Origin of the sequence: Rhizobium sp. K102 (genome assembly GCF_022385315.1) — a bacterium.
Lineage (GTDB): Bacteria > Pseudomonadota > Alphaproteobacteria > Rhizobiales > Rhizobiaceae > Rhizobium > Rhizobium croatiense.
The window spans coordinates 303,957-315,993 of the sequence record NZ_CP092436.1 but is presented as its reverse complement, the minus strand read 5'-3'; the positions used below and the strand labels follow the sequence as shown (position 1 = coordinate 315,993).

The window sequence follows — 12,037 nt, the reverse complement described above, 5'->3', positions numbered from 1 at the left end:
CCGAAGCAAACGGTCGCCATACCTATTGTGACGGTCATCTCCTTGTAGTCTAGCATAAGCTTATAGAGGGTCTGCGCAGCATCCGCGTCGCCGAGACCGGCGGCGACTTCCGTCAGGAACGAGAGAGACGCGCTTCGTTTTCCGTCAACCGGGAGAGCGAAGCGGGTGCGGGCGAGCTCGCTCAACCTCCGCTGGGCCGCTTCCCGATAGCCCAGGTCAAAGGCGACCAACGCAAAGCCCGGTAACCAAGTGATTTCCTCCGGGTTCTCCTCGATCAACAGTTTCATGATCGGTGCGACCTCCGACAGACGGCTCTGCTCCCGTCGGATCGCGAACATCTGCATTCCGTAGACGCCCTCTGCCGCCGCGCCAAGGGTACGCATGCCCAGCATCAGAGCTTCGTCAGCAAACTCCTCAGCGGCGGTGAACCTTCCATCGAGGATGGCCATCATCGCTTTTGCGATGCCAGCGTAGAACTGGACGTTGAGATGCTGCCGCTTGGTACCAAGCTCGTCCAGTGCGTCAACCGCCCGATCGGCTCGGGCACGATCGCCGAGTTCTGTGGAGACGTACGCGTCAATCGAAAGCGCTCGGCTTCGCACGTCGTCGTCGTCGATCTCATCCGCGAGGCGTCTTATTTCATCTACGCGAGCGAGCCGGTCGTTTCTCTCCCTGATGGACTTGACAGGTGCCGGCGTCAGGAATGGCAGAGTGGAGAGCTCCACTAACGCAGTTTTGTCCCCGACCCGTCGGGCTAGTTCAATCCCCTCTACAAGGTATTTTGTGGCGTTCTTACTGTCGCTCAGGTAGGTGTAGCCCCGCGCAAGACGGCTGAGAATCTGGCACCGTGTCCTCTCATCCGCTGGTTCAACCATCGTCAGGGCTTCCTTAAGAAGCGGCACGGTTTCGGCAAGCGAATTGGAGGAGAGGAATTTAGAGCCGTCAAGACCAATGACAGCGCGAACAAAGGCGTGCGTGTCGGCCGCTTCGCGTGCCAATTGGGCGGCCAGCCTGTATCTCCCCAGCGAATCCGTCATCCGGCCAGCAGCGAACAGGGCGTCGCCAAGTCTTAGGATCGCGGTGAGCACGTCCACTTGTCGGTCAGGTCCTTTAGGCAATTGCTCTGCGATCGCCAGGGCGTTCTGGAAATGGTCGACAGCCTCGTAGTTGGCGGATCGAGCAAGCGCGCGGTCTCCCGCCTTCATCCAGAAGGGAAGCGCTAGTTCAATCCGGTGCGCTTTCTCGTAGTGCTGGGCGATGAGCTCGGGCTGCGTCGCAGCGACGTCGTCATACTGGTCGACGAGAACCCTGGCGATCTTCTCGTGGACATATCGACGGCGCCGGTTGAGGAGCGATTGGTAGGCCGCATCCTGAATGAGCGCGTGGCGAAAAACGAGAGCATCATGTAAGACGCCGCCTTCGACGACGATCTGGCTGGACTCGAGCTGGTTCAGCGACTTCTCGAGCGTTCGGTCGTCGAGTCCAGCGATCTTTGAAAGAAGGCCGCGATCGAATTCCCTGCCTATTACGGCGGCAATTTGCGCAATCTCCTTGGTCGTTCTCCCTAATCGGTCGAGACGTGTCATCAGGGAGCCCTGCAGGCTGTCGGGGATCTCGACGTTGAGCGGCGACGACTTTCCGCTCTCCACGACAGAGCGTGTAAGCTCCTCCACGAACAGCGGCACGCCGTCCGTTCGCTCCGCGATCCTTTCGGCAAGCTGTTCGGAAATGTCGGAGACCATTCGACTCGATCAGTTCGCGCATTTGCGGCCTGGTCAGGCGTCCAATGGAGAGCGTCGTCGCCTGCGCCAGCCCACTCGCCCAATCCGCGCTCCATTCCGGCCGATGCGTCACAACGACAAGGGCGGCGGTGCCATGAAGCCGGCTGACGAGTTCTCTCAGCACTTCGCCGGTGGACGGGTCCATCCAGTGCGCGTCCTCGAAAACCATGAGCACCGGTGCGATCCTGGCCGCAAGCAGCAAACGGTTCACCAATGTGCGGACGACAAGTTCCTTGCGCTGGTGGGCGGAGAGATCCGGCGGCCTGAACTCGTCGCCGAGGTCGAGCGAAAGCAGCTCGGCATAGATCGCGCCAACTTCGGAGGGACTTTCGCCATAGCGGCGAACGAGGGCGCGAAACTTTTCAACGCGCGTGTTCCGGTCATCTGTCGGCGCAAACGAAGCGACCCGGCTCAGTCGCTCGACGATCGGGTAGAAGGCAGAGGTGGCGTGATAGGGTGAACACTGTAATCGAATGAGTTCATGCTGCGTCTCCCGCAGATGTTCTTCTAAAGCTTCGACAAGCCGCGATTTCCCGATGCCAGCCTCCCCCGACAGAAAGACCGCCTGGCCTTCGCCGGCCTTCGCCAACTCCCACCGTTCGAGCAGGAGGCCGATCTCACTAATGCGGCCGACAAATTTCGAAAGCCCGCTGGCATGCGCCGCTTCGAAACGGCTATCCACCTCTCGCTCGCCGCGGACTTCGAACAGTGTGATGGGCGTGGTGAAGCCTTTGAGGTCCTGCTCCCCGAGGCTCTCGATATTGAACGATTGCCCGGCGAGGCGGCGGGTGCTGTCTGAGACCACGATCTGGCCTGGGGCGGCCGCGCCCTGCAGGCGTGCTGCCAGGTTGGGAGTGTCTCCCGCGATCGATGCACGCTCCTTCGCGCTGCCGTCGGTGTTGCCAACGACCACGTGCCCAGATGCGATGCCGATGCGAGCCTTCAATTGCTGCGCGTTCGCTGACTGCAGGGCGTCGACGGCGGCCATCGCTTCGAGGCCGGCCCGGATCGAGCGCTCGGCATGGTCCTCGTAAGCCATAGGCCATCCGAAATAGGCAAGCACGCCATCTCCGAGATACTTGGCGACGTAGCCTCCGAACCGCGTAACTGCGCTGGCAACGCTATCCTGGTAACGACGGATCAACTCGTGCATGTCTTCAGGATCGAGCTGTGCTGACAGCGCTGTTGATCCGACCAGATCGCAGAAGAGTACGCTGAGCAGTCGCCGGTCAGCCGCACCTTCGGGCGTGGTTTCGGAAGCGGCTGAAGCAGGAGGCTGTTCGGCCGGACGTGACTGCGCAAGTCCATTGATAGCAGCTAGAATAATTTTCCGGTGGCCAAGCGAGACACCGAGCTCCTGGAGGTCGGATTCCGCGATATGAGGGAGCGCCCGAAGATCAACGTCATTCTTGACGAAGGCTTCAGCGTACTTGCCGAGACCGAGTTGACGTAGCCAATCCTCAATCGTCTGCATCGACGTTCATTCCGCTTGCGCCTCCGGAATTCATCAGCGAGATCGGCGGCTCAATCGTGTATTGCGCGAAGACCGTGGAACACTGCCGCGTCGACGCCAAGCCCGCCGTTAATCGCCTGTAGGGGCGGTTCCGTCAGGTCGCCGGATGCGTCGCCATCGACGATGCAGTCGTTGGCAGCCCTGGCCGAACTGGCGGGCCGAGGCGCAACGCTGTAAGCAACTTACAGCATCGCGCCTTCCTCCGCTGGCGCGACGCTACGAATCTTCAGGCGGACGTGGAGCTTGTTAGCTGCGCATGGGCTGCCTTTGCCGATCCCTTTTTACCGCAGCCGACCTAGTGTTGTCCGGATTATCCTTATTTGTTGCCCGGGCCACTCGAACCGCAGTCGTTGCAGTTGGTGTTGTCGGGATTGCCCTTATTCGTTGAGGTATCCTTGGTGCCACCACTGGCTCCCGCGTTGTCGTTCGGCGGCGGCTTACCGCTTTCACCCATGGTTGTAGTTTCGTCCCGTGAGTTGCTGCTGGCTGCTAACGTCGGCAGAAGCCCACCGAATAGGAGCGCTAGCGCGGTGAGAGCCGGAAGTATAAGTCTGGACATGGTCATACTCCTTGATGAGGGTCGTTGACTTCAGGTAACGCCAGAGCGTGCCTTTTAGGGCTGTGCTGGCTCCCCCTCTGGCGTAGGTCGCCAACTGCTGCGAATCGTCGATGCCGTCTCCGGCGGACGCTAAAAAGGATGTCTCGATTCTGATCAGAGGAGGCAGGCTACCGCTCCCACGGCTGACGTGCCTCGCAATCTCCCGTTGGAGAGCCGCGGCGCATAGCGAAAACCCACCGCTTTGCGCCCGCAGCTTGGAACGGGAGACGGACTATAATTTTTCGGATCGTGAATACTAAAATACATTCAATAATCAATCAATTAGCTCTTAAGTAATATGACTAGATAATCCGGGTTATACAGTTGAGTTGGCGGGTCTTTCGGACCGACCAGCCCTGCTCGCCGCGATCATCCGGAGTATCCGGACATGTCGGCCTGCCAAGGACCGCTCGCCTGTCGTTCGAAGTCAGCGACGGGCCTCACCACCACTCCAGAACAAAACTGGGCACCGCAGCGATGGTGGCTTTGCGCCGCATGACAGTCATTCCTGCAGCCCCGTCCATTCGCCAAAAGCGGACATTGCTATTGCAGAGGCCGCGGGCAGCGTTGCGGTAGGCAGCTTTGCGCCAATTTCCGGACTTTCGGTCGCGAACCGCGCGGCGCCGCGCGGCTAATTCACGACCATGGGAACGACCGAGCGGCTCGCGGCTCGCTCACACACCTGTTTATGCTGATGCGCCGCGGGGTCTCGATACTCGCGATCTCGTCGGTGCAAAAGAAATGCTCGACCAACTGCGAGAGGTACTATTTGCAAACGGTCGAGATCGTATCCTGCCTGCTTCCTCCGCTAGTCCGCCCCGTCCGTTTTTGCCCGCTCGATGAATTTTCCCGCCACCGCTTTGCCAAGTGCGGCACCGGCCTGGTTGTCCATTTCAAAGTGGATACCAGCCCAGATGCGGGAATCGCCCGCCTCTTTGCCAACCGCGCGGACGAACTCCGCATGGCCGGGAAACAGGTACGCCAGGACCTCGCATCGGGCAGTCGAAAGCGTGGAGTGGTTCGACGGATAACTGGGATGGGCTGGCACCGCGAACAGGGGAGTGATGCTCGCGTCAAGCATGTTGGGCCGCAGATACCAATAGGCGTACTTCCCGTCGTTGCTGGCAATGTAGGCGTCGTAATAGACCGTTGCGAGCATCGCGTAAGCCCGCGCGGCACGCGGCGGGTTCGTATCCGTCTTGTCCTCGAACATCCACTTGCTGGCATAGTCATACCAGTCGGTGAACAGGCCGGATGGGCTTTGCCAGTAGAACGCTTTGTAGCTATTAGGGAATTTTCGTTCAAACTGTCGGATTGCATCCGTCTCGGCCTTTACAGCCGGGGACTGGCAGTCGGGTGGCGCCGGCGGCCTGAATTCATCGGCTGCTGCCAGCACGATCGGCTTCCAGTTTGGCATGGTTACATTGGCGGGTTTGCTCCCGACCCACATGCACGGCCCGGTCGGAACAGTGCCGGTCCACGCTGCATCGGAGCCATCGGCCTTTGCCCGCGCAATCACCTGCTCTGCGACCCTCCGCCCCAACTCCAGACCGGCGGAAGAATCGCTTGGGAACTGCACACCGGCAAGCACACGCGACTGTGCCGCTTCTTCTGCCATTGCCTTGAACGACGATGTCTCTTCGGGAAAGAAATAAGAAAGAACGGTCGCGGCGGCTCCGGCGGCGGCTGCGTGTTCAGATGGATAGGAGGGACTGCGGGGCGTAGGCAGCGCAGTCGGCAGTGTCGCATCCGCCTCGCTCGGGCGCGGCCGATTGTAGAAGTACTTTGCGTCCCACGCAGCGATAGTGGCGTCGTACATCGCCATCGTCAAATAGGTGTAGACGCGGTGCGCATTTGGAATCTGCTGGTTTTCGAGAAGGCGATTGTTGACCAGATCGATCCATCGGTACCCAGGCGAGCCGGCGTCCCAAAAGGTGATTTTATCGGCGGCAGCCGGATCCTTTTGCGCCAAGAGATCCCGCATCTGCGCCAGTTCGGCTGCTGCGGCGGAGGCGTCGGGCGGCGGTGGGACTCGGAAGTCCTCGCCAGACGTGATTACCCACGTCTTCCACGTTCCAGCCTCTGGTTCTATCAAATCCGATTGGGCGAAAGCACAGTTCCCTGAAAAAAGGATTACCGCGCAGGCCTTGCCAAAACCGCTAAGCATGTGAGCCTCCCATACGTTGCCCCGCTGCCCGTCTATGTTCATTTTAGCAAAGTCTAATTATACGGCGAGGCGCTGTTCAATAAAAGGATCAAGTTAGAGCACGGCAGCGTTGTGATATTCTAAGCCGAATGGCTGTTTATGCGCCGCATCTCGGTCGAAGAGGCAAAGTTCGGTCGATCGCTATTTCGGAAGTACTTTATAGTCTTATTCGCCGCTCATTTTTCGATGGCTGCCAATGGCATCAGCGACGCCTGGTTGAGCTACGGTCAACCGGGAATGGTCGACCGCGTACATTGTGAAACAGCATCGGCTCGGTGTTGTACGAGCGATGCACCGAGTGCCAACTTTTTACATTGAACGTCAAATGCGGGTCCTATTGGCGCTAAGGTGCCAAGTTTCATCCTCTCCGGCGCGCCAATCGGGATGTACATTCCAAAATCGCGTAGCGCGACGTCCGGTTTAGACCCATTCCAGACCTTCCAGTGCATGCACAGCAAAGCGGCGATACAATGCCTCCGACTTCTGCTACGGTGCATTCCTCGGGCATAAGTGGTCTTAAAGAACGCCGTCGAGAATCGCATGCTGCCGTTCTTGCTGCCGATGTGGTGGGCTACTCCGCGCTGATGGAGCGTGACGGCCAAGCAGGCGGCCGACGCGCGCATGTGGGCCGGCGTCCATTTTCGCTCCGATGTGGTTGCGGGCCAAAATATCGGTGAGGGTGTGGCCGAGCAGGTCATAGCGTTCGCGGTCCACCGCCCCAGCGGTGGGCGTGACGCTCGCCTTCGGATGGGGGGCACCTTGGGGCTTAGCCCAGAGCTATCGGAAAAAGGTGGCCGGAAGCGCACGGGGAGAGTTGGATTGTCAACCGAGCATGTAGAGCGGCGACTTACGGCCATTCTAGCGGCCGACATCTCCGGCTACAGCCGGCTGATGGGCAACGACGAGGAAGGTACGCTCGCCCAACTGAAGGCGCATCGGCGTGCTCTGGTCGACCGAAAGATCAACGAACACCGCGGGCGGATTGTCAAGACCACCGGTGATGGGATGTTGGTCGAGTTCGCGAGTGTGGTCGAGGCCGTTCGCTGCGCCGTCGAGATCCAGCGCGGCATGGCGGAACGCAATGTCGCGGTGCCGGCAGGACAACGGATCGAGTTCCGCGTCGGCATCAATGTCGGCGACATCATCATCGAGGGTGACGACATTTTCGGGGATGGCGTCAACGTGGCGGCTCGCTTGGAGGGGCTCGCGGAGCCTGGCGGCATCTGCGTCTCGGGCCGCGTGCAGGAAGACGCGCAAGGCAAGCTCGACATTGCCTTTGAGGATATCGGCGAACAGAAACTCAAGAACATCGCTCGGCCGGTCCGCACCTTTCGTGTGCGGCTCGACGCCACGGCCGCTCCGGCGCTCGCCGGCTGGCGCCGGGGATTGTTCGCCGCTCTAGCTCTGATGATTTTGCTTATTGTAGGCGCGCTGTGGACCGGTCTTGGCCCTGAGTGGAAATTTCTCAGCATTCTGCGCTCTGGCGATCAATTCACAAAAAGTGCTGAAGTCGGCACGAAACCCGCGATCGCCATTCTCCCGTTCCTGAACAATAGCGACGAGTCGGCTCGTGAGCATTTCGCGGATGGATTGACGCAGGATATCATCAACGCACTCGGTCGGTTCTCCGCGCTGACCGTGATGTCGTGGAACGCTGTCCTCCCCTACAAGGGAACGCCAGCAAGCCCGGAGGAGATCGGCCGCGGTCTCGCCGTCAGCTATCTGGTCGAAGGCAGCGTCCGCCAGACTGGCGACCGTGTGCGGGTCATCGCGCAGCTCGTCGACACAAGGCAGGGACGAGTGCTTTGGTCTGCGCGCTTCGACGAGGCGTTGGCGGACGTGTTTGCGCTGCAGGACAACATTGTCACTCACATTGTCAGAAGTCCTCGCGATTCGCTTGACGCAGATCGAACAAAATCGGGTGTTCGCAAAGCCAACCGAAAATCTCGCAGCCTATGATTACGTGCTGCGCGCCAGGCCGGCATTGCAGCGCCCGACGCACGCAAACAATGTGGAGGCGCGCGCCATGCTCAGACGCGCCATCGAGCTTGACCCGAACTACGCTGCCGCCTATGCGGCACTTGCCGAAACCTATCACATTGCAAGCTCGATGGGCTGGGCGGAATCGCCAACCGCCTTCCTGAGCCGTGCCGAGGAACTGGCAATCAAGGCGCTGAGACTTGATGATTCCGAAGTGCGCGCGCGTATCATTCTCGGCCACATCCACCTCTTTCATCAGAGATACAACCAGGCAGAGGCGGAGCTCGAGCGCGCCATTACGATCAATCCGAACGATGCCCACGGCCTTGCCGGGCGCGGCACCATCCTGTTGTGGCTGGGACGGACGGATGGGGCGATCGAGGCCTTGGAGCAGGCGCAGCGTATCGACCCCGATCTCAATGCGATCGATCGCTTTGCGCTGAGCCTGGCCTACTATCTGAAACGGCGTTACGACGCGGCGATCGAACAGGCGGAACTTAATCTTCGAACAACCGCAGGCGCGAACTTCAGCCGTATTCTACTGGCGGCCGCCTATGCACAACGCAACCGAGCGGAGGACGCTGCGCGTGTCGTGACGATGATACGCCGCATCGACCCAACCTTCGACCCGCAGGAGTTCGGAACCAAGTTTCTAAACTCTGGCGATCTCGAACATCTGCGCGACGGATTCCGCAAGGCCCGCCTCTACCCCGTCACAGCCGACCTGCCACCGGCTGAGAGAATGAACCGCTAATGTCCTTGAAGTAGCGCGCGGTTCTGGTTGGCCTTCGCGATGTTCGCAGCAAGGTCCTCCTGGAAGAGCGCGGGTCCCATCGGGGCCGGCTTGCCGAAAATATATAGCCTGCCGTCGCTGATCAGCCAGTTCTCCGGGTTGGCTTCGTCGAGCTCGCCCATGGCCAGCGCCATCGCACAAAAATTTCCGAACTGCGGCGCGTAGCGAACAGGATCGGCCTTGAAAAGCTCGCGATGCTCGGCGCTCGCGAAGAGGTAGCGGTGCTCGTCCCATTCGTACTCGATCTCCGGCAGCCCGCGCGTGGGGCTTCCGATGGTGAAATAGGCGACCGGGTCATAACCCTTGATCGCCAGCGGAACCGCTTCCGTGGCAAAAGAGGGCATCGAGGTCGCAAACAGGGCAGCTGCGATCGCCAGTACGAGGTGAATTGCATTTCGCCGAGAGACATTGTGCATGGCGAATTCCCTGATTTGCCCTTCCCGGGCCGCGAACTGCCCCGCAGTAAACGAAGCCTTCTGCGTCATTCCGTTCGGGCACTGATTATGGCTCATGTAGCGCTCGGCCGCAACACGCTTAGCACGGCCCCTTTATCGCGTGGGCAAGTCAAATGAGCCATATAACGCTTGAAGAATGGCGTGAAGAGTCCGAGCGGCACGAAACTGAGACGTTGGCTTTGGCTGTCGAACTTGGTCAAAAAATCCGCAGCCGCAAGGGTTGATCTGCTTTTCGAAAATTGGCTCAAACCGCAACTGGCGCATAGTTGCCACGCACATCATCGAGTCGGGATTCACGCCGCAGACCACTCGCATCGCAACTCACCGACCTTCGCATCCGCTCATTAGCAATTTGTTGACCATAAGCTGGCTTACTGAGACTGATGGATGCGGAGTTCCCGCCCGTCGTCGCGTGTTTGGTTTAGGACGGGTTGTTGGCGTTGAAGTATTCATTGCAAGGATTGTCAGGCGGAATTGCCACGCTCCTGTCGCGTGCAAAACGCGTCGCAGCGCAGACCCTTCTGCCGGCTCTGTTTGCGCTCCCCGCGCTTGTCGGTTCCGCATCATTGGCCTCGGCGGAAGACCGCGCCCTGAAGCTGTTCTTTACCCATACGGGCGAGAAGGCGACGATCACCTATAAGCGGGATGGAAAGTTCGATCCCAAAGGCCTTGCCCAGATCAATCGGTTTCTGCGCGACTGGCGAAGGAACGAGCCGACCCGGATGGATCCGCGGCTGCTCGACCTGGTCTGGGAGGTGTACAAGCGCAGCGGCGGCAAGGACTATATCCACGTCGTTTCGGCCTATCGCTCCCCTACCACCAACAACATGCTCCGCAACCGTTCGCGCAGCACTGGTGTCGCCAAGAAGAGCCAGCACATGCTTGGCAAGGCGATGGACTTCTATGTTCCCGGCGTGAAGCTTACGACCTTGCGCGCGATTGCCATGCAGATGCAGGTCGGCGGTGTCGGATATTATCCGACCTCGGGATCGCCCTTCGTCCATCTCGATGTCGGCAATGTCAGGGCCTGGCCCCGCATGTCGCGGCAGGAACTTGCCCGGATCTTCCCGAATGGGAAGACGATGCATCTTCCGGCCGATGGCCGGCCGCTGCCGGGATATAATCAGGCGGTTGCGAACTACAGGAAGCGCGTCAGTTCCACCTCGATAGAGATCGCCAGCACGGCTGGCGACGACGAAGACGCGGGAGCATCGACCCCGCCGGGCGGCGACGCCACCGACGGCAAGCTCGTGACGGCGCTTCTGCCGACGCCGAAAAGCCGGGCCTTGAATGCGCTCGCGCTGCAGACCGGCGCGGGCGAGCGGGATGACAAAGACGCCGCTCCGGATGTTTCATCCTTGCCGATTCCGATACCGGCGATGCGCCCGCCCGCCCTTGCGCATGACGCAGGCGCGGACCACGAACTCAAGACTGCCTCGATCGGCCCGATTGCCGCACTTCCGGGGAGACCGGCCACGGCATTGCCGGCCCACGCCCGCTTCCATCCCCGCCTTGCTGCAGCGGAGACCGCCAGGCCGGGCGCTGCTATGATCGCCTCTTTGCCCATGACCGCGTCGTGGGAAGAAGCCAATTTCCTCGGATCGACGTCCGAGGCGGCGCTGATGAAATGGGCGCTGCATTCTCCCGGCGAGGCGATGGGATTGAGCACGCCTCGTGTCTCGCCCCGCACGGTTCATCGTGAGGCTGATGTCGCGACGTCAGCTGAGGATGTCACCCCGGTCGCAGCCAGAGGCCCGTTCGATGCCGGTCGGTTTACATCGCCCCCCGAGGGTTGACCGCATTCGTCAGGTTGATGCGCTGCGCCCGTGACAAAAAACGTTCGAATGTCTCCCTCGCCAGCCGGCAGGCAGATGGCTTCGAGAAGATCGCGGCGGGCGGCAAGTTTTGTTCGGGTGAGGTCGTGGCCGTCGCTGAATGCCCTCGCTTCGTCTGATAGCGTACGGGAACCTGGCGGATCGCTCATCGTTATAGCCGTGGGATCGCAAAGGTGGCCCCATGTTTGGGTCCGTCCGCTCTTCCTTCCTGCGCGATCCCGTCCTTTCCCCTGATTGCCCCGTTTCGGCGGGGCTTTCTTTTGCCTCGTCCGCCGGCGTGCGGTCAGTCGCAGACAATGCCGTAGATTTCGCGATATTGGTCCAACTGTTCTTTCGGGCCGGCCAACAGCAGCGGGCAAGCGGTATAGTTGCCCTTGATTTTCCCATTCTCGGTATAGAGCCAGTCGAAAATATCCGATTTCCCGAACGCGACGCGGTCCCCTTGCTTGATGTTGTGGATGTATTCCGGCTTATCGCCCAGAAGAGCGGTGAAATGGTCACCGGATGCCTCGATCTGGTAGACCCACATGAATTCCACATCCGGCGCCATCTGGTCCGTGGTCAGGACCACGCTCTTGTCCTTGTCCTTGAAACCAAGCTTGAGGCTGTAATTTTCGGTTCCCGCCGGTGGGTTGCGGAGTTTCTCGAGAAAGCCGTCCAGCTCCCCTATCGATTTCTCATGGGCCTTGGCCATGGCCGGATCGCCTGGCGCAATCAGCTGAACGTTTGAATTGTCTTGGGCCAGCGCGCGTTCGGCGGGAATGACCGGAATGGAGAGTACAAGCATTGAGAGGAGTGAAATGACACTGCGCAACATTCGATAGGCGCCTTAAATTGTTGTGACTATATGAGGCAAGATAGCTATCTCAGGTTGAT

General features: G+C 60.0%; 7 protein-coding genes. 3 read left to right on the top strand and 4 right to left on the bottom strand.

Going from position 1 to position 12,037, the window contains the following annotated elements:
* Positions 1 to 1,401: 1,401 nt before the first annotated feature.
* Both MHI61_RS07490 and MHI61_RS07485 read right to left on the bottom strand, forming a co-directional pair.
* A complete protein-coding gene (locus tag MHI61_RS07490; protein WP_239791520.1) occupies positions 1,402 to 3,255 on the bottom strand; it encodes an adenylate/guanylate cyclase domain-containing protein in 1,854 nt (617 codons plus the stop codon).
* A 1,445-nt stretch (positions 3,256 to 4,700) separates the two neighbouring features.
* Positions 4,701 to 6,059 carry a phosphatase PAP2 family protein gene (locus MHI61_RS07485; RefSeq protein WP_239791519.1) on the bottom strand — a complete coding sequence of 453 codons (1,359 nt, stop codon included), beginning with the start codon at positions 6,057 to 6,059 and terminating at the stop codon, positions 4,701 to 4,703.
* Positions 6,060 to 6,917: 858 nt separating this feature from the next.
* On the opposite strand from MHI61_RS07485, the gene MHI61_RS07480 reads away from it, so the two are divergent.
* Positions 6,918 to 8,057 (top strand): adenylate/guanylate cyclase domain-containing protein, encoded by a 1,140-nt coding sequence (locus tag MHI61_RS07480; RefSeq protein ID WP_239791518.1) that lies wholly within the window; start codon positions 6,918 to 6,920, stop codon positions 8,055 to 8,057.
* Positions 8,020 to 8,832: a tetratricopeptide repeat protein gene (locus MHI61_RS07475; protein WP_239791517.1), complete on the top strand. Its 813-nt coding sequence runs from the start codon at positions 8,020 to 8,022 to the stop codon at positions 8,830 to 8,832. The genes MHI61_RS07480 and MHI61_RS07475 overlap by 38 nt, the downstream gene beginning before the upstream one ends.
* Here MHI61_RS07475 and MHI61_RS07470 read toward each other — a convergent pair.
* The gene (locus MHI61_RS07470) at positions 8,829 to 9,383 is read right to left on the bottom strand and encodes a YHS domain-containing (seleno)protein (protein ID WP_239791516.1); all 555 of its coding nucleotides are present in this window, start codon (positions 9,381 to 9,383) and stop codon (positions 8,829 to 8,831) included. The two genes, MHI61_RS07475 and MHI61_RS07470, sit on opposite strands and share 4 nt — an antisense overlap.
* A gap of 374 nt (positions 9,384 to 9,757) precedes the next feature.
* Between MHI61_RS07470 and MHI61_RS07465 the strand changes: the two genes are divergently transcribed.
* On the top strand, positions 9,758 to 11,122 hold the full coding sequence (locus MHI61_RS07465) for a DUF882 domain-containing protein (RefSeq protein WP_239791515.1): 1,365 nt from the start codon (positions 9,758 to 9,760) through the stop codon (positions 11,120 to 11,122).
* Between the two features lie 322 nt (positions 11,123 to 11,444).
* On the opposite strand, the gene MHI61_RS07460 is transcribed toward MHI61_RS07465, so the two are convergent.
* Positions 11,445 to 11,978, bottom strand: a complete 534-nt coding sequence (locus MHI61_RS07460) for a DUF2314 domain-containing protein (RefSeq protein WP_239791514.1) — start codon at positions 11,976 to 11,978, stop codon at positions 11,445 to 11,447.
* Positions 11,979 to 12,037: the final 59 nt, after the last annotated feature.